Annotated in this window: 19 protein-coding genes and 1 riboswitch; of the genes, 18 read left to right on the top strand and 1 reads right to left on the bottom strand. The window is 36.7% G+C overall.

Annotated features, from left to right (window positions below; translation table 11 throughout):
* The first annotated feature begins 36 nt into the window (after positions 1-36).
* The 3 genes from H7K77_RS14455 (at position 37) to H7K77_RS14445 (ending at position 2,463) form a co-directional block, all read left to right on the top strand.
* Entirely contained in the window at positions 37-693 is a 657-nt protein-coding gene (locus H7K77_RS14455; protein WP_186578707.1) for an amino acid ABC transporter permease, read from the top strand.
* Positions 690-1,412 (top strand): amino acid ABC transporter ATP-binding protein, encoded by a 723-nt coding sequence (locus H7K77_RS14450; protein ID WP_186578571.1) that lies wholly within the window; start codon positions 690-692, stop codon positions 1,410-1,412. The genes H7K77_RS14455 and H7K77_RS14450 overlap by 4 nt, the downstream gene beginning before the upstream one ends.
* Before the next feature lie 115 nt (positions 1,413-1,527).
* Entirely contained in the window at positions 1,528-2,463 is a 936-nt protein-coding gene (locus tag H7K77_RS14445; protein ID WP_186578569.1) for a fumarylacetoacetate hydrolase family protein, read from the top strand.
* A gap of 232 nt (positions 2,464-2,695) precedes the next feature.
* Here H7K77_RS14445 and H7K77_RS14440 read toward each other — a convergent pair whose 3' ends face one another.
* Positions 2,696-3,208, bottom strand: a complete 513-nt coding sequence (locus tag H7K77_RS14440) for a GNAT family N-acetyltransferase (protein ID WP_186578567.1) — start codon at positions 3,206-3,208, stop codon at positions 2,696-2,698.
* A gap of 347 nt (positions 3,209-3,555) precedes the next feature.
* Here H7K77_RS14440 and argC point away from each other — a divergent pair, with 347 nt between their 5' ends.
* The 15 genes from argC to H7K77_RS14365 all read left to right on the top strand — a co-directional run bounded on the left by argC (position 3,556) and on the right by H7K77_RS14365 (position 18,896).
* Positions 3,556-4,605 carry an N-acetyl-gamma-glutamyl-phosphate reductase gene (gene argC, locus H7K77_RS14435; protein WP_186578565.1) on the top strand — a complete coding sequence of 350 codons (1,050 nt, stop codon included), beginning with the start codon at positions 3,556-3,558 and terminating at the stop codon, positions 4,603-4,605.
* Between the two features lie 12 nt (positions 4,606-4,617).
* Positions 4,618-5,856, top strand: a complete 1,239-nt coding sequence (gene argJ / locus H7K77_RS14430) for a bifunctional ornithine acetyltransferase/N-acetylglutamate synthase (RefSeq protein ID WP_235988946.1) — start codon at positions 4,618-4,620, stop codon at positions 5,854-5,856.
* Positions 5,857-5,870: 14 nt separating this feature from the next.
* Entirely contained in the window at positions 5,871-6,674 is an 804-nt protein-coding gene (gene argB / locus H7K77_RS14425) for an acetylglutamate kinase (protein ID WP_186578563.1), read from the top strand.
* Positions 6,667-7,854 (top strand): acetylornithine transaminase, encoded by a 1,188-nt coding sequence (locus H7K77_RS14420; protein ID WP_186578561.1) that lies wholly within the window; start codon positions 6,667-6,669, stop codon positions 7,852-7,854. Before argB ends, H7K77_RS14420 begins: the two co-directional genes overlap by 8 nt.
* Positions 7,855-7,950: 96 nt before the next feature.
* Positions 7,951-8,820, top strand: a complete 870-nt coding sequence (purU, locus tag H7K77_RS14415) for a formyltetrahydrofolate deformylase (RefSeq protein ID WP_222599383.1) — start codon at positions 7,951-7,953, stop codon at positions 8,818-8,820.
* Positions 8,821-8,899: 79 nt separating this feature from the next.
* Positions 8,900-8,946, top strand: a riboswitch (PreQ1 riboswitch).
* Between the two features lie 141 nt (positions 8,947-9,087).
* Positions 9,088-9,585 (top strand): preQ(1) synthase, encoded by a 498-nt coding sequence (gene queF / locus H7K77_RS14410; RefSeq protein ID WP_186578557.1) that lies wholly within the window; start codon positions 9,088-9,090, stop codon positions 9,583-9,585.
* A gap of 47 nt (positions 9,586-9,632) precedes the next feature.
* Complete coding sequence (locus tag H7K77_RS14405; RefSeq protein ID WP_186578555.1) at positions 9,633-10,280, top strand: queuosine precursor transporter; 648 nt, start codon at positions 9,633-9,635, stop codon at positions 10,278-10,280.
* Between the two features lie 563 nt (positions 10,281-10,843).
* Positions 10,844-11,020, top strand: coding sequence for a hypothetical protein (locus tag H7K77_RS14400; protein WP_186578720.1), 177 nt, complete (start codon positions 10,844-10,846; stop codon positions 11,018-11,020).
* Between the two features lie 31 nt (positions 11,021-11,051).
* Positions 11,052-11,846 carry a C40 family peptidase gene (locus H7K77_RS14395; RefSeq protein ID WP_222599377.1) on the top strand — a complete coding sequence of 265 codons (795 nt, stop codon included), beginning with the start codon at positions 11,052-11,054 and terminating at the stop codon, positions 11,844-11,846.
* Between the two features lie 224 nt (positions 11,847-12,070).
* A complete protein-coding gene (locus H7K77_RS14390; protein WP_186578551.1) occupies positions 12,071-13,072 on the top strand; it encodes an NADPH:quinone oxidoreductase family protein in 1,002 nt (333 codons plus the stop codon).
* 73 nt (positions 13,073-13,145) lie between these two features.
* On the top strand, positions 13,146-13,502 hold the full coding sequence (locus H7K77_RS14385) for a DUF2680 domain-containing protein (protein ID WP_186578550.1): 357 nt from the start codon (positions 13,146-13,148) through the stop codon (positions 13,500-13,502).
* Between the two features lie 425 nt (positions 13,503-13,927).
* Positions 13,928-14,620 (top strand): L-ribulose-5-phosphate 4-epimerase, encoded by a 693-nt coding sequence (araD, locus tag H7K77_RS14380; protein ID WP_186578549.1) that lies wholly within the window; start codon positions 13,928-13,930, stop codon positions 14,618-14,620.
* A gap of 177 nt (positions 14,621-14,797) precedes the next feature.
* Complete coding sequence (gene araA, locus H7K77_RS14375; protein WP_186578548.1) at positions 14,798-16,282, top strand: L-arabinose isomerase; 1,485 nt, start codon at positions 14,798-14,800, stop codon at positions 16,280-16,282.
* Between the two features lie 233 nt (positions 16,283-16,515).
* A complete protein-coding gene (locus tag H7K77_RS14370) occupies positions 16,516-17,634 on the top strand; it encodes a GntR family transcriptional regulator (protein ID WP_186578547.1) in 1,119 nt (372 codons plus the stop codon).
* 149 nt (positions 17,635-17,783) lie between these two features.
* Positions 17,784-18,896, top strand: coding sequence for a GntR family transcriptional regulator (locus H7K77_RS14365; RefSeq protein ID WP_186578546.1), 1,113 nt, complete (start codon positions 17,784-17,786; stop codon positions 18,894-18,896).
* Positions 18,897-19,249 lie beyond the last annotated feature (353 nt).

Here is a 19,249-nt window from a genome sequence, read left to right as displayed (position 1 = left end):
TCGATTCTGCTGGATAAAAAGGGAGTAAAAGTAATGATGGATTTTCGTTGGGACATTATAATAGATTATCTGCCTTTCTTTTTACAAGGGGCATTAAGAACAATTGGCATGTCGTTGGCGGGTGTTCTATTAGGTTGTATACTTGGGTTGTTCATTGCACTAGGCAAAATGTCGCCGCTTTTTATTGTTAGGTTACCTTTTGTTTGGTATATCAATTTCTTCAGAGGCACACCGCTTCTTGTACAATTATTTTTAATACATTTCGCGGTTATGCCATTATTTATGTCTCCAGTTAACCCGATTGCTTCTGTAATTGCAACGTTATCATTGAATTCGGCTGCCTATGTTGCTGAGATTTTCCGTGCAGGAATTCAATCGATTGATAAAGGCCAAGCTGAAGCAGCACATTCATTAGGAATGAATAAAATACAGGTAATGAGACATGTGATTTTGCCACAAGCGTTTAAGCGAATGATACCACCACTAGGCAATGAATTTATTACGCTGCTAAAGGATTCCTCATTAGGTGCGATCATTGCAGCACCTGAGATATTCTATTGGGGTAGAGCTGCTGTTGGCGAATACTACCGTGTATGGGAACCGTATTTAATGGTAGCTGTTATTTATCTAATACTGACATTGTCATTGACGTATCTGTTAAATTATTTAGAAAGAAGGTTTGCTACAGAATGATTTCCGTGAAGAATTTAAAGAAATCATTTGGGGCGCTAGAAGTCCTAAAAGACATAAGTATAGAAATTGAACCAAAAGAAGTTGTTGTAGTTATTGGCCCCTCTGGTTCTGGTAAATCCACTTTTCTAAGATGTTTAAATCAAATAGAAACGATAACAGACGGGCACGTATATATTGAAGGTGTAGACATTACCGATAAAAAGGTAGACATCAATAAAGTTAGAGAAGAAGTAGGTATGGTTTTTCAGCAGTTTAACTTGTTTCCTCACAAGACTGTCTTAGAAAATATAACATTACCTATGAGTGTAGTTCGTAAATGGAATAAGCAAGAGGCAAAAACGAAAGCTATTGCATTACTGGAAAAGGTTGGATTAGCTGACAAGGCTGATGTGTACCCGGATTCTCTATCAGGAGGTCAAAAGCAAAGAGTTGCGATCGCTAGGGCGTTAGGAATGGGGCCAAAAGTCATGTTGTTTGATGAACCAACATCAGCGCTAGATCCAGAAATGGTTGGGGAAGTGCTGGAGGTTATGAAACAGTTGGCTAAAGAAGGAATGACGATGGTTGTCGTAACCCATGAAATGGGCTTTGCGCGAGAAGTTGGTGATCGGGTTGTGTTTATGGATGAAGGATATATTATTGAGGAAAATGAACCTGAGGCTATATTTGGAAATCCACAACATGAACGGACACAATCTTTTCTTAGCAAAATACTGTAACAAAAGCCACCGATTAATCGGTGGTTTTTTTGAATGGAAACATCAATTCACAAAGCTTATAGAGAATGAATTATCTGAGTGTTAAAATAATTATATAAATGAAGGAGGGGTACACGTGAAGATTGTTAGTTATCGGTTAAACCAACATCCAGGACTGTATCGTATTGGTTTTATAGATGTTGATCATGGTGTGATTGTTGATCTACAGGAAGTATTTAGGGAAATGCAAAAGAGTAAAGGGGAGCTAGAAGAGGCTTATGCGGCGGAAAATTTACTACCGTCTGATCCTAGTGATTTTTATAAGCTGGGTCAATTAGGGATTGACAGAGCAGTAGCATCTTATCAGTTTTACATAGTAAATAAAAATGATACACAATCCTACAAAAGGGAAAATGTAATTTTAGGACCACCAGTACCGAACCCATCCAAGATAATATGTGTGGGTAAGAATTATGCTGATCATGTTGCAGAAATGAAGAGTGATATTCCTGAATACCCAGTATTGTTTGCCAAGTTCAATAATGCTTTGATTGGACCAGATGATTCGATCATGAAGTCCTATATAACTGACAAGTTGGATTATGAAGCAGAATTAGCAGTGGTTATTGGTAAAGAAGCTTCATCTGTATCGGAAGAGCAGGCACTTGAGTACGTGGCAGGCTACTCGATTGGCAATGATGTATCGGCAAGAGATCTACAAAAGCGTACCCCTCAATGGTTGCAAGGCAAGTCACTAGATAAAAGTACACCGATAGGCCCGTGGTTAGTTACAAAAGAGGAGCTAGTAGATCCTTCGAAGTTAAATGTTAAAAGCTTTGTTAACGGCCAATTAAGACAAAGTTCTAATACTAAACATTTAATTTTTAACGTACCATATTTAGTTGCCTTTATCTCCAACATTATGACTTTAAATCCAGGCGATATTATATTAACTGGTACACCAGACGGAGTCGGATTTGCAATGAAACCACCTCAATTTCTAAAAGATGGAGATATCGTTAAATTGGAAATTGAAGGAATAGGGGTATTGGAGAACAGGGTAGAGGAATAGTCAAAGTGAATAAATATTTAAGGAATGGGGCAGTGAGGTACTTACTGTCTCTTTTATATTTATTAGGAACTATGATATTAGAGTGAGTCTTATCAATAGAAAGTGATAGAACGTGTGGATAAAGTGGAATTCCTAAGAAAAATACTCACATGCATACTAGTAAAACATGTGGATAAAAGATTAATGCTAGAATAATCCACACTAACCTATGTTTAGTGTGGATATCTAACTCTCATACGTTGTTTAAGTAAAGTACCATATGTTCTTCATCATAATAGTTTTCTCCTACTTTCAATGCCCTTTTTTCAAAACCATAGACTTCGAAGTGGAATGACTTGTATAAATGCTTTGCGCTAATGTTTGTGGACACTACACTTAAGTAAAGCTGTTCAATTCCTTCTATATTTTTTGCTTCTTGGATAACCTCGGATAATAGCTTCTTTCCTAAACCTTTATGACGGTAATCAGGAGAAACATACATGGCTACCACGTTTGCGCGATGTTGTAGTTTAATAAGTCTTTCCTTTACTAAAGTGACAACACCCACTAGCTCTCCGTTATTCAATACACCAAAAGTTACCGAACCACTATTAGCTTGAAACCGTGTAACGTATTTGTCTGGTAATTGCTCTTTTTCTTCTTCATAGCTGGATGCAAATGCTTCTGGATTTTTCTGAAGAGCTTGCAATCTTAACTGAAGGTAACTTTCGCCATCACTTGGAGTTAATACTCTTGTAGTAAACATTCAACGTCCCCTTTCCTCAGTTTAAAGTCGTAAAATTAGTTGATTATTACACAGTTTATCATATCTTTACTATTCGAAAGTTAGAAAAAAATAAAGTTAAGGAACATTATTTTAATAATAGAATATATAAATTAAATATACTCTTTGTTGGATAAATATTCAGCATGTCTAAAAGAAGTAGTAAACTGATCATGATGGATTAAATATGTTTATTATCATAATTTATAAATAAAAATCATTATAAAAGAATGAAATTATATATGATTTCTCTAAAAAGTTTGAAAACAATATTGTATAAACATACATAATAAAGTATAATAATAAACCAATCCCATTCTGACTTAGGAGTGAATAAGATCGTGAAAGTAGCAATTATTGGAGGCACCGGATATGGTGCAGTTGAATTACTAAGATTTTTAGATAATCACCCATATGTTGAAGTGGCGTCCATTATTTCTCATTCAAATAGTGGAACAGAGTTATCCACTACTTATCCACATATTATAGAAATAGCAGACAGGCAAATGGACTCATTAGATATAGAAGTACTTGCTCAAACTATTGATCTTGTATTTTTTGCAACACCTTCAAACGTCAGTAAAAATATAATTCCTTCCCTATTGGAAAAGGGAATTAAGTGCATTGATTTGTCGGGGGATTTCCGATTGAAGCAACCAGAAGAATACGAAAAGTGGTATCAATCGACACCAGCGCCACAAGAAGTAGTGAATCAAGCTACATATGGGCTAAGCGAGATCTATCCTGAACAAATTAAGAACGCTACCCTAATTGCCAATCCAGGTTGTTACCCGACAGCAACATTGTTGGGCTTGATGCCAGTTATTAAACAGGAATTTATTAATAATCAAACCATTATAATTGACGCCAAGACTGGTGTATCTGGGGCTGGAAGGAGTTTATCGTTAAATGTTCACTTTTCCGAGATGAATGAAAACTTTAAAGCCTATAAGTTAGGGGAGCATAAACATATTCCAGAAATTGAACAGCTATTAAAGAACGAGGCAAATACTTCTTTACAGGTTATTTTTACTCCTCACATTGTACCGATGACTAGAGGGATAATGAGTACGATCTATGTGGATTTAAAAGATTATAAGACTACTAGAGAACTAGTTGACTTATATAAGGATTATTATAGCGATCATCCGTTTGTTCGGGTGCGACCAGAGGGAACTATTCCTTCTACAAAAGAAGTTTATGGTAGTAACTACTGTGATATTGGGCTATATGCTGATGAAAGAACAGGTAAGTTAACGATTATTTCAGTGATCGATAACTTAGTAAAGGGTGCCTCGGGGCAAGCCATTCAAAACATGAATATAATGAACGGTTGGGACGTTACAACTGGACTGAAAAACATACCTATTTATCCTTAGGAGGGTGCGGAAATGAAGCAAGAGAACCAAGTGTCAACGATGGAGAAAATTAATTTGTTAACAGAAGGAAATGTGACAACACCTCTAGGTTTCTCGGCAGGAGGTCTACATTGTGGAATTCGTAAGCAAAAGCTAGATCTCGGATGGATATACTCTGAGGTACCTGCGAATGCTGCTGGTGTTTATACAACAAATTCTTTTCAAGCCGCGCCGCTTAAGGTGACGCAAGAAAGTATTGCTACTGAAAATAAATTACAAGCAATTATAGTAAATTCGGGTGTAGCCAATGCGTGTACGGGTGAACAGGGTCTTAAAGACGCCTATGAAATGAGACGTAGTTTTGCGGAAGTAATGGAGATATCCGAGAAATACACAGCTGTTGCCTCTACTGGATTAATCGGGGAATTATTACCGATGGAAAAAATACAGGACGGAATTAGTCGGGTTCATGACAAAGAAAATAGCGGATCAGGTAGATTTGAAACAGCTATTTTAACAACAGATACACACGAAAAGGGTGTTGCTGTTCAAATGGAGATAGATGGCAAGCTTGTTACAATTGGTGGAGCAGCCAAAGGGTCAGGAATGATTCATCCTAATATGGCGACGATGTTAAGTTTTATAACCACAGATGCTAATGTCGATGAACAGTCACTATCAACGGCTTTAAAGACAATTACGAACAAATCCTTCAATATGATAACAGTGGATGGGGACACAAGTACGAATGATATGGTTCTTGTCTTAGCGAATGGGCAGGCAGAAAATGAAAAGCTATCTCCGGAACATGCGGAATGGAATGTATTTATAGAGGGATTAGGCCTCGTGTGTGAGCTGATGGCTAAAGAAATAGCTAGAGATGGAGAAGGCGCTAGTAAGTTGGTCGAGGTTCAGGTTACTGGAGCTATTACAGAGAATGCTGCAAAAGCCATTAGCAAATCTGTTATTTCATCAAACTTAGTTAAAACTGCTATTCATGGAGCGGATGCCAACTGGGGAAGAATTATTACAGCAATTGGATATAGTGGCCAACAGCTTGATCCTAACAAGGTAAATATTTACTTAGGACCAATTCAAGTTGTAAAACAGGGTGTACCGTTTGCGTTTGATGAACAGGAAGCAAAGGATTATTTGCTGAAGGAAACAGTAGTGATTAAAGCGGAATTAGGTGACGGAGAAGGGAAAGCAACTGCATGGGGCTGTGACCTCTCCTATGAATATGTCAGAATTAATGCTTCGTATCGGACCTGAGGAGGTTATATAAGGTGAATTATGTTGTTATAAAATGCGGTGGTAGTGTTTTTGAATCTTTACCTGAATCCTTTTATAAAAATATTGCGGAGATTCACCAACAGGGAGATTGGAAGCCAATTATTGTTCATGGTGGTGGACCGTTAATCTCATCCTTATTATCCCAAATGGGGGTCCACACGACATTTGTGAACGGGTTACGTGTGACAACGAATGAAGTATTAGATGTGGTGGAAATGGCTCTTAGTGGATCCATGAATAAGCAAATTGTTAGAAATCTATCAAAAGTTAATGGCAAGGCTTACGGAATTAGTGGGGTTGACGGCTCCTTACTTCAGGCAGTTCCAGCCAATTCGAAAAATAATTTGGGATATGTAGGAGAAGTGCAAAATGTAAATGTTTCTCTTATTGAACAAATCATCGATCAGGGTTTTATTCCTGTTATATCGCCCATTAGTATGGATGAAAAAGGGCAAAGATATAATATAAATGCAGATATGGCTGCCTCTGCCATTGCTCAAGCGCTTGAAGCTAAACTATGCTTTATTAGTGATATTTCAGGTATCTGTGTAGAAGAGAATGGTGAAAGGCAAACCCTTCACCATGTTGGTAAGGAAAAAATAGAACAATTAATTGAAACAGAAGTGATCTATGGTGGAATGATACCAAAAGTTCAATCGGCATTAAAAGCGTTAGCGCATCGAGTTCCAGAGGTGTCCATTGTAAATGGGTTACAAGTAAATAGTTTGATAGATTTTATGAGCGGTAAAGAAGTGGGTACAAGAATTATGCTAGATAAGGAGGTTCCAAATGTCTAATAACAACATTTCAACAGTTAGTCCGGTCATGGAAACTTATGGTCGGTTCCCAATAACGTTATCCAAAGGGAAAGGTAGTTACGTATGGGATAATAATGGAAGGAAGTATTTAGATTTCACATCAGGTATTGCAACATGTAACCTAGGTCACGTACCTAATCAAGTAAAAGAGCAAGTGGAAAATCAATTACAAAATCTATGGCACTGCTCTAACCTTTACCATATTCCATCACAAGAACAGCTTGCGAAGCTGTTAGTAGAAAATAGTTGTGGTGATCAAGTATTTTTCTGTAATAGTGGTGCGGAAGCGAACGAAGCTGCAATCAAAATAGCTAGAAAGTATGCCCAGGATGTTAAAGGCAAGGATGCTTATGAGGTTGTTACATTTAGCAATTCCTTTCATGGGAGAACATTGGCTACCTTGTCGGCAACGGGACAGGAGAAAATACAACATGGGTTTGCTCCGTTAACACCTGGCTTTCGTTATCTACCCTACAATGATATCCAGGCATTAGATAATCTTGTTAAACCAGAAACGTGTGCGGTATTACTGGAGGTTATTCAAGGGGAAGGTGGAGTGTTACCAGCTGATCCAGCCTGGTTGGCGAGAGTGAGTGAATTGTGTAAGGAACATGACATCTTATTGATGGTTGATGAAATTCAAACTGGCATGGGACGTACAGGAACATTATTTGCTTATGAGCAATATGACATTGAGCCAGATGTTATTAGTGTTGCAAAGGGGCTGGGTTCTGGTATTCCTATTGGAGCAATTATTGCAAAGCAGCATGTTGGCAAGGCTTTTACTCCAGGTAGTCATGGCAGTACTTTTGGAGGTAATCCAGTAGCTACTACAGCTGGTCTTGCTACCTTAAAGATGTTAACGGAAGGGCAAGTTATAAAAAATGCCCAGGAAGTATCTAGCTATCTTCTTGAAAAGCTTCATACACTTGCAGCCAAAACTGATGAGATTATAAATGTAAGAGGAAAAGGACTTCTATTAGGTTTAATTGTTAAAGAAAACGCGATTGATTATGTCACAAAGGCAAGAGAAGAACATCAAACCTTAATTTTAATTGCGGGACCACAGGTGGTGCGTATATTGCCCCCGTTGACCACAAACAAAAAAGAAGTGGATGAATTTTTAGAGGTTATGGAAAAGGTGTTCCTGATTGAGTAGACTTGATTCTTTTTCCGCTATATCATACAGTAATACGTATTAATAATAGCAAAGAGGGATCCCATAGTGAAAAGTTATATACAAGAAAAGATAGACATGTTTAAACAAAATAATAAAAATAGAGCACGTTTATTAATTAATTGTCCGGATCAACCTGGTATAGTGGCTGCTGTTTCTGAATTCTTATATGAGCACAGTGCTAATATTATTGAATCCAATCAGTATTCAGCAGACCCGGAAGGCGGAGAATTTTTTATTCGTATAGAGTTTGAATCCCCTAATCTGAAGCAAAAGCAAGCACAATTAGAATCTGACTTTCAAGAGATTGCCAACCGGTTTAATATGGACTGGAAGTTTATGTACGTAGATGAAATTAAAAAAATGGCTATTTTCGTATCAAAAGAACCGCATTGTTTATTAGAGTTGTTGTGGGAATGGCAAAGCGGAGACTTAATGGCCGATATTTCCCTGGTAATAAGTAACCATGAGACGTCTCGTGAGATGGTTGAGTCATTGGGTATCCCATACTACTACATACCAGCTAACAAGGATATTAGAGCTGAGGTAGAAGAGAAGCAATTGCAATTATTGAAAGAATATGAGGTTGACGTTATTGTGCTTGCGCGATATATGCAAATTTTAACACCAAGCTTTGTAGAATCACATAAGCATCAGATTATTAATATCCACCACTCTTTCTTACCGGCATTTATAGGAGCGAATCCATATGAGAGAGCCTATAATAGAGGGGTGAAATTAATTGGTGCGACCTCCCACTATGTTACTAATAATTTGGATGAGGGACCAATTATTGAACAGGATATAAGTCGTGTTGATCATCGGGATAATGCGGAAGCGATGAAAAAGATTGGTCAATCGGTGGAACGTAGCGTATTAGCAAGAGCTATAAAGTGGCATTTAGACGACAGAATTATCGTTCACGGGAATAAGACGATTGTATTTTAAAATGTGGTAGAAAATAGATTGACTTCTATGGATCTCGTCTTTATAATAAGTCGAGTAAATGGATATAACCGTTCATGAAGCGGGAGAGGTTCTTAGCTTAAACCCTCTATAAAAAACTAAGGACATATTAGTGATCATACAACCATGTCCTCTCTAGGGGCATGGTTTTTTTTATTGGTAAAATTAATTGGAATCGTACGGATTGGACTAGTTAGTAGCCAAGCCTGACAGATTCTAAAAATAGTAATTAACAAGGAGGTTTACAACATGGCAGGAAGAAGAGATGAAGATCTACAGGATTTAACACTACTAGGAAGCCAAGGGACCAATTATGCTTTTGACTATACTCCTGAAGTGTTAGAAGTATTTGATAATAAACATCCAAATCGAGACTATTTCGTTAAGTTTAATTGTCCGGAATTTACAACTTTATGTCCTAAGACTGGTCAACCAGATTTCGGTACTGTTTACATTAGTTATATTCCAAGTGAAAAGATGGTAGAAAGTAAGTCTTTGAAACTATATCTATTTAGCTTTAGAAATCACGGAGATTTCCATGAAGATAGTATGAATATCATCATGAATGATTTGATTGAGTTAATGGATCCACGCTACATTGAGGTTTGGGGTAAGTTTACACCAAGAGGTGGTATTTCTATTGATCCATATTGCAATTATGGAAGACCGGGGACTAAATATGAAACAATGGCTGAACACCGTATGATGAATCACGATATGTATCCTGAAAAGATTGACAATCGCTAAAGAGGGTTAGCTTTGATTCCTTTCAAAATTGGAAAGGGAGCGAAAAAATGTTTATATATTTAAATGCAATTTTTGTAGGTTTATTAATCTTATCTAATTTTTTAGCTGTAAAGCTATTTAGTGTTGGTGATTACATGCTGCCAGCAGCAGTTATTGTTTATGTAGTCACCTATCTAATAACTGATGTTATTAGTGAAGTTTATGGAAAAGATGCAGCGAGAAAGACAGTACAGGCTGGATTCTTTACACAAGTTATCGCGTTAATTTTTGTGTACATTGCTATTCAATTACCAGCAGCTCCTGCATTCGGCTTACAACCGGAATTTTCTACTATTCTAGGCAGTAGCTTCAGAGTAATGTTAGCAAGTTTACTAGCCTATCTAGTAAGTCAAAATCTTGATGTTTTTATTTTCCATCGTTTAAAAGAGAAACATGGTGAGAAGAAGTTATGGTTACGTAATAACCTCTCCACAATGGCTAGTCAGTTGATGGATACATCCATTTTCATTGTGATCGCATTTGCTGGGACTGTTCCGGTTAATGTCTTAATTACGATGGTTCTAACTCAATATATCTTTAAATTTATGATTGCAGTTGTGGATACTCCAATTGCCTACCTGTTAGTTAAATTGGCCAAGAAAGAAAAAGGGACAGAAATGATTCCCGGGCAAGCAAATATCGCAAACCGAGCGTAAGCTAGCTCGGTTTTTTGTTGTCAAGAAACAGTGATCCTCTTGTCTCAACCCCAATCTATATATCTTTACGTCACAAGCCAACGCACTATGCTTTTGTTCATTTCTCATACCTTGTCGCTATCAAAATGACGCATTAGAGATAAAATCTGCAGTAACTTATAAGAACCTTTGGATGTGTGCTTGAACTCGTTCCGGCAGAATACTCCGCTTTCCGTGGGCACGGCCTCAAGCCTTCCCGTGACGCAAAGAACGCTCTTCCGGGATCTTCACCTCGTGCTGTTCCCACAGGACAAGGAAGGCTACGGAAGCGATACATCGCACGAAGAAAATTGAACTTTATTTTCGAGGAGTCTCCGTATTCTTCCTACACTTATGATAGATTTCTAACCTCTTTAGAACATTAACCACTAATCGTCCAACTAAAGCGTTGATTCTAAGGACTGTTACTCCTACAATTTTTCCACCTTTGTTGTTGATTGGAGCGGAGGGCAGTTGACTCCTGTGGGAAAAACAACAGGTGAAGACCCCACAGGAAGCCGTTTTCTTCCGAGGAGGCTGAGGCGTTGCCCACGGAAAGCAACTGCCCGGAGCGGAAATCAACATCTCCACTTACTGGTGATTATATACATATTTTGACAAAGGTACATGGTCACAAAAAGATCTATTTAATGCAATTATATAGAGAGAATGTGATGATTATAACAGAATTACTATACTCTACTGCTTATAATGGGAAATGAACATTTCTTACTATTGCTGAATATGGTATATATGGGCGGTGGTAAAATGAGAAAAACACACTTTAGGGTTATACAACAGGGAGAATGGTTGTACATTGAAAATACTTCAAACCTCCCAATTTACAATGTTGAAGTTTATGTGAATCAACAACGAATGGCGACCTCATCCCAAGCAAATAAATTCTATGTCAGATGGGATAATAATCAAGATATAGAGCAATTAATGGTAATTGGTTATTCTTATAACAATAACAGAGTGGTTCCAGTAGCGGAAGAGTATAGTAGAAATGCTGTGAACATGAGTCAGGCACACCGCGAAAGAAATTTTAAAGCAGGTGATATTCTAGTTGCGAGTGATAACGTTAATGAAATAATGACCGGTTATATGGGACACTCAGCGATAGTTGTTGATGAAAATAACTTAATTGAATCCCCAGGTGGATACCCTGCTATTAGAAAGGATTCTGTTCAACAATTTCTAGAAAAACATCCACAGCATGCCCAGTTTAGACCAAAGTCTAAGGAGCAAGGTGAGGCTGCAGCTAGCTATGCAAAGGAATATTTAGCTTCCTATAAAAAGAAGGTAGAAAACGGCACAAAAAAACCGGTTTTTTCATTTAACTTATCGCAATCATTACAAGATCCATGGGAATATATTTATTGTTCAAAGCTAGTATGGTTGGCCTATTATAACGGAGCGGATTATAAGTTTTCTAATGATCATTTATGGTTCTCGCCAGAGGATCTATACAGTATTTTAAAGGATAATAAGGATTTCGAAAAAGTTTATGAACACAAGGATGTTAAGTTTCAGTTAGATACGTAGCGCACCTTAGGGTTGCGCTACTTGAGTTTTTACAATTAGGTTGTTAGGTTTATCTTAGAATGGAATGAACTACAATGTTAATGTACGGAAACCTATCCGGGAAGCGACTACATCTTGAACATTTCAGTATTATAGACTAGCCCGAGCTTAAAAAAAGCATCCTGTTTACGGCTAGCACGGAAGAATTTTGTAAGAGAAATACATACTAAGGGAGATAAATAGAAATGATTGAAACATTTAAAGCGTTCCAAGTAAATAAGCAAGATGATAATTTTTCGGCTGAAGTTACAAGCCTAACTATTAATGATTTACCAGATGCTGAAGTTTTGATAGAGGTGCATTATTCAAGTGTTAACTATAAAGATGGACTGGCAAGTTTGCCTAAAAGCACGATCGTAAAACAATATCCATTTATACCGGGAATTGATTTAGCTGGGGTCGTCGTGGACTCTAAAGATGAACGTTATAAAGTAGGCGATGAGGTAATCGCTACAAGTTATGAAATAGGGGTGACCCACTATGGTGGTTATAGTCAATATGCAAGGATCCCTTCAAAATGGATCGTGCCATTACCTGAAGAGTTGTCATTAAAAGAAGCGATGTTCTTTGGGACGGCAGGGTTTACTGCTGCACTTTCTATCAATCGATTGGAGAATAGTGGCATAATGCCTGATAAGGGTAAGGTTCTCGTAACAGGAGCAACTGGTGGTGTTGGTAGTACAGCTGTTGCTATGCTGCATAAGTTGGGGTATCAAGTTGTAGCAAGTACAGGTAAGCAATCAGCCGAGCAATTCTTAAAAGAAATTGGTGCAAGTGAAGTGATTTCTAGAGAAGATGTATATGAAGAGAAAGTGAAACCATTAGATAAGCAACTTTGGTCAGCAGCAATTGATCCGGTTGGTGGTCAAATGCTTGCTTCTGTATTAAGTAAAATAAGTTATGGGGGTTCCGTTGCGGTTAGTGGTTTAACTGGTGGAACGAGCGTGCCTACTGCGGTGTTTCCATTCATACTACGAGGTGTAAACTTACTTGGGATTGATTCAGTGTATTGCCCTATGGAAGAAAGGCAGGCAGTTTGGAATCGAATTGCTGGTGATATGAAGCCTAATGGGTTTATGGAAAAAATGGCTACTGAAATAAAGTTAGACGAATTACCTATTGCATTGAAAACAATCTTTGAGGGGAGAGCGCAAGGTAGAATGATTGTGAACTTAATTAATTCTTAACTAGATAACCGTGTATAGATTTCCAACCGTTAGTAAAAATTAAAATGACTAATTTAGGAAGGAGATCTATGCTATGAAAAAGTTACTTAGAGGTTTAGTTGCTTTTGCTATCGCTTTATCTGTAGCTGGTGCAGGAATCACTTCTCTGTCTGCTGAGGAAGGTAAGCATATGGATAAGCCTGAGTTTAAGGAAGTAAAGTTAACAGAGGAACAGGTAGAAGAGTTAAGAACGCTCCACGAAAACTTAATTAATCAAAGAAAAGGAATTATCAACAAATATGTTGAATTCGGGGTATTAAGTGAAGCGGATGCTACGAAAATGAAAGAACACCTAGATATGTTCCTAGAAAAGATGGAGAAAGATGGTTTTATCCCGAAATGGGATAAACACCACCATAAGAATCAGAAAGCTCCAAAAGAAAACGAATAATAGTTAAAAAACTCCATTTCGATGGAGTTTTTTAAATCAATAGGAATAGGAATAGTTATTGTTAAATATTTATAAATAATGATGATGAACTTATTAACGTTAATGACATAAACAAGGTTCATAATAGGTCTTTTAGCCTACACTTATATGGAAAAAAGCTTAGAATTAAAGGAAGTAATTTTAAATGTAAATGAATAAGTTGTATGGACTAGCCTGATTAAGATTGTCATATTTATAGATAACTGTGTGACTTGGTTAGCTTAAAACCCCAATAATGTGCATTATTTTAACTAGTTTGTGCAAAATTTTTATAAAATGTTAACTTATCATTGATTGTACGTACAAATTATATTATTATAAAATTAGCAAACAAAACACATACGGACAAGAAAGTCCTTATAATAGGTGAAAGGGTGATAGGGCTAATGCTTGAAAAATTGAAAAAACAAGTTCTAGAAGCTAACTTAGATCTACCTAAGTACCGATTAGTAACCTTTACTTGGGGAAATGTAAGCGGTTACGATGAAGAAAGTGGTTTAGTCGTTATTAAACCAAGTGGAGTACCTTATGATGAGTTATCTATTGAGGATCTAGTTGTATTAGACTTGGAAGGTAATATTGTGGAAGGTAACCTTAAACCTTCTTCGGATACTCCTACACATCTGGTTTTATACAAAAATTTTCCAGGGGTTGGTGGTATTGTACATACGCACTCACCATGGGCAACAAGTTGGGCACAAGCGGGAAGACCAATTCAACCATTAGGTACAACGCAGGCTGATTATTTTTATGGTGCGGTACCTTGTACAAGAAGAATGACAGAGGAAGAAATTAAGGGGGAATATGAACTAGAAACTGGAAATGTGATAGTAGAAACATTTAAGGACATTAACCCATTAGAAATACCAAGTGTTCTGGTACACAGTCATGCACCTTTTAACTGGGGTAAAGATCCTAAAACAGCCGTTCATAATGCAGTAGTGCTAGAAGAAGTGGCTAAAATGAACTATCGTGCATACCAAATAAATCCGGACACACCACCGATGGATCAAGAGCTCCTTGATAAACATTATTTAAGAAAACATGGAGCAAACGCTTATTACGGACAAAAGAAGTAAGTATAATATTAATTACGGGAACTAGAAATTGAAGCAATAGATGAAAAATATTGGTAAGGGTACAGCAACCTCCATGAGAATTTTGATGTGGAGATCGTTAGAAAGCGCAATTTGTAAAATAACTTTACTAAATAAAACACGAAACTATTGATAACCTTATACTAGGAGGAATTTTAAATGTTAACAACAAAACCATATGAATTTTGGTTCGTAACAGGAAGTCAGCACTTATACGGGGAAGAAGCAATCGGTGAAGTAGTAAATAATTCAAAACAAGTAGTAGACGGATTAAATAAGGAAGGTAATTTACCATTTACAGTCGTGTTTAAATCTGTTTTAACGACGGCAACAGAAATTAAAAACTTGGCACAAGAAGCTAATACTAATGAAAATTGTGCGGGTTTAATTACTTGGATGCACACTTTCTCGCCAGCAAAAATGTGGATTGCTGGATTAAAAATCCTTCAAAAGCCATTACTACATTTACACACACAATTTAACCGTGATATTCCTTGGGGTGAAATCGATATGGATTTCATGAACTTAAACCAAGCAGCACATGGTGATAGAGAATATGGTTTTATCGGTACTAGAATGGACGTTTCTCGTAAAGTAATTGTTGGACATTGGCAAAGCAAAGAGGTCACATCGAAACTTGGAAGCTGGATGAAAACGGCGGTTGCTGTAACAGAAGGTGAAAATGTTCGTGTAGCGCGCTTCGGTGATAACATGAGAAATGTAGCCGTAACAGACGGTGATAAGGTAGAAGCACAAATTAAATTTGGTTGGACTGTCGATTATTATGGTATTGGTGACCTTGTTGAGGAAATGAAACAAGTTACAGACGAACAATTAGATGCTTTATACAAAGAATATGGAGAATTATATGATCTACCTGCAGAAGCAAATGAGCCAGGTCCGGTTAGAGATTCTATCTTAGAACAGGGCAGAATTGAATTAGGTCTTAAATCTTTCCTTGCAAAAGGAAATTATAATGCCTTTACAACAAACTTTGAAGATTTACATGGTATGAAACAACTTCCTGGGCTAGCTGCACAACGCTTAATGGCGGAAGGCTACGGGTTTGCTGGTGAAGGTGACTGGAGAACAGCTGCATTACTTCGTGTTATGAAAGTGATTTCTGGTAATAAAGGTACATCATTTATGGAAGATTATACGTATCACTTAGAGCCAGGCAATGAAATGATTTTAGGTTCCCACATGCTTGAAATTTGTCCGACTGTTTCAGCAACTAAACCAAGAATAGTAGTGAATCCTTTAGGAATTGGTGGAAAAGAAGACCCTGCTCGCTTAGTATTCGATGGGAAGGGTGGAGATGCAGTAAACGCTTCTTTAGTTGAAATGGGTGGAAGATATCGCTTAGTAATAAACGAAGTGAAAGCTGAGCAACCTACTATCGAAACACCGAATTTACCAGTGGCAAAAGTGTTATGGAAGCCACAACCATCATTAAGTGTAGCAACAGAATCGTGGATTTATGCTGGTGGAGCACACCACACTGTCTTTTCATTTGAAGTAACAACAGAGCAACTTTATGATTTTGCGGATATGAATAAGATCGAGTGTGTTGTAATCGATAAAGACACGAATATAAGACAATTTAGAAATGAGCTAAAGTGGAACCAAGCAGTCTGGGGCTAAAACTAACTCATATGAACTAACATAAGAAACATATATCTCATAAACGAATACTATTACAAATTATAGTGGAGGACAGAAACAAACATCTGTCCTCCATTTTAAGTAAATTATATCTATTATTTTAGGGCCTAAAAATGAAGAGGATATTCAATATATAGTATTAGTACTAGAAATGATATAATATTTATATAATTTGTACGTATTTGTTTAACGAGAACTTTGTGAGGTGTCCTATGCAAACGAAATATAATATGGTAAAACAGGCAATTCAATCAAAGATATTAGACGGTACTTTCCAACCACATCAAAAAATAAGTTCTGAAAGTGAACTGATGAAGGAATTCGGTGTTAGCCGTCATACGGTAAGACTTGCGGTAGGTGATTTAGTTAACCAAGGATGGTTATATAGAGAGCAAGGTGCTGGAACATTCTGTGCTGACCGGTCAGCTGAAGATGCTAATGCTTCTGCTGCTAACCAAAATAATATCGCGATTATAACTACACATATTTCTGACTATATTTTCCCATCGATTATTAGAGGGGCAGAGTCATATTTAAGTGAACAAAATTACCAAGTAAGCTTGTTTAGTACAAACAATGACCATGAAAACGAAAGAAAATTCCTTGAGACAATCTTAACTCAGCAATTTAAGGGAGTTATTATTGAACCAACGAAAAGTGCTTTATCCAATCCAAACATTAATTATTATTTAAATTTGGAACGACAAAACATTCCTTACACGATGATTAATGCTTACTATGATGAGTTAGAGCCAATAAGTATTACGATGGACGATGAAAAGGGTGGCTTTATTCAAACGGATCATTTAATTAAGTTAGGCCATACGAACATCGTCGGCTTCTTTAAGAATGATGATATTCAAGGAACCAAGAGAATGAAGGGTTTTTTAAAAGCGCATCGTTCCAACGGTTTAGCGATCAACCCTAGCAATATTGTAACGTATAGCTCGGAAGAAAAAGCAATTAAACCCATTGCTGTATTAGACAAACTTTTATCGCTAAATATTGGAGAAAGACCGACTGCAATTGTTAGTTACAATGATGAATTGGCGATTAAATTACTAGATGTTGTTCGTGACAAGGATTTATCTATTCCTGAAGAACTATCTATAATTGGCTTTGATGACTCCTTTATGGTTAATGTATCTGAAGTTAAATTAACAACAGTAAAACATCCAAAAAGTGAGATGGGCGAGGCGGCTGCCAAAATGATATTAGATATGATTAAAGAAAAAAGCGGGTCTGTAAAAAGAATGGAACAAAGTGTAGAATCTATTGTCTACCAACCAGAACTAGTGGTACGAAACTCTACAAAAGAGCCTAAGAAATAGCTTGTGTAAAATAAGCCTCCTTTACTATTTGTAGTGAACGTATCTTTAATCAGTTAAGTTAAAATTCCTTACCTTATAAAAAGGGAATAAAGGATTTTAACATTAGCGTTAATGAAAACGCAATCATATGCAAAGAGGTGGTGATTAGTATGGCTCAGGAACCAAAATATAAGAAAATTAAAAATAAGATAAAATCTGAGATACTAGAAGGATTAATTGCTCCAAACCAAAAAATAAGTTCAGAGAGTATGATGATGGAGCGGTTCAACGTAAGTAGACATACGGTTAGGTTAGCAGTAGGGGAGTTAGTTAGTGAAGGTTGGCTCCATAGAGAACAAGGATCTGGTACCTATAGTACAGATATAGCCAATTTTCAAGATAAGAACCATACGATTCATTCTCAAAAAAGTATAGCCGTAATGACTACTTATATATCGGAGTATATTTTTCCGACTATTATTAGAGGAGCAGAATCCTATTTAAGTGAAAAAGGATATAATGTAAGTATTTTTAATACTAATAATGACCATGATCAAGAAAAACGCGTTTTAGAATCGATATTGTCTGGACATTATCAAGGAATTATTATCGAACCAACGAGAAGTGCTTCCAGAAATCCGAATCTAAACTACTATATTAGTTTAGAAAAACAAGGGATACCATACGTTATGATAAACGCTAAATACGATGAACTAGATCCATACAGTGTAGTGGTAGATGATGAACGTGGCGGCTACATACAAGCCGAGTACCTTATCAAGCAAGGCCACCGTGAAATAATTGGGATATACAAATCCGATGATGCGCAAGGTCAAAAAAGACTAAAGGGCTATATCAAAGCACATCGAAATTATGGAGTCCCTTTAAACCCCAAAAATATTGTCACGTTTACTACAGAAACGGAGCGCGATAAACCGATCAAGGACGTTAGGTTATTACTTTCATCTACAAGAGATCGACCCACAGCAATTGCCTGTTATAACGATCAACTTCTAATCTACTTATTAGATATTTTTAGAGAAAATAATATTAAGGTACCTGAGGATATTTCAGTTATTGGTTATGATGACACAATATTAGCCGAGATCTCTGAAGTAAAACTAACTTCTATTTCACATCCAAAGAGTGAATTAGGTAGTGTAGCTGCTAGAATGATAGTAGATTTAATAGAGGGAAAGAAAGAAGTGGCATCTAAAGTCTATATACCAGAACTGGTAGAACGCCAATCTACGAGAAATATCTTAGATAAGCTTAATATTTAATAAAAAGGGATAGGAGTATAAAAAGTGGTGGATTACTTGTCATCACTTTTATTTTCGATCAAACAAAACAATTCCTCCAATCAAATCTGAATATGTACGTACAATATATGAGGTTTCTTATTTAATTTTAGATGCTCCTTTATAAATTAGTACATATGTAACAATGTAATTTACAGTAAAATCATTGAAATGACAAGGTAAAGTATATATAATTTAAATATAACCACTTATACGTACAATTATGTTTGGGGGGGTAATAAATAATACTATAGTTTCAATTCTACAAGCGAGACCTATTTGTATTAGTTGGAAGCGCATACAACGTAATTCAGGAAATAAACCCTTGATTAAAT

The sequence above is a fragment of the Aquibacillus kalidii genome, from assembly GCF_014280935.1.
GTDB classification, from domain to species: Bacteria; Bacillota; Bacilli; order Bacillales; family Amphibacillaceae; genus Aquibacillus_D; species Aquibacillus_D kalidii.
Note: the sequence above shows the minus strand (reverse complement) of the source record. Positions and strands in the feature narration are given on the sequence as shown.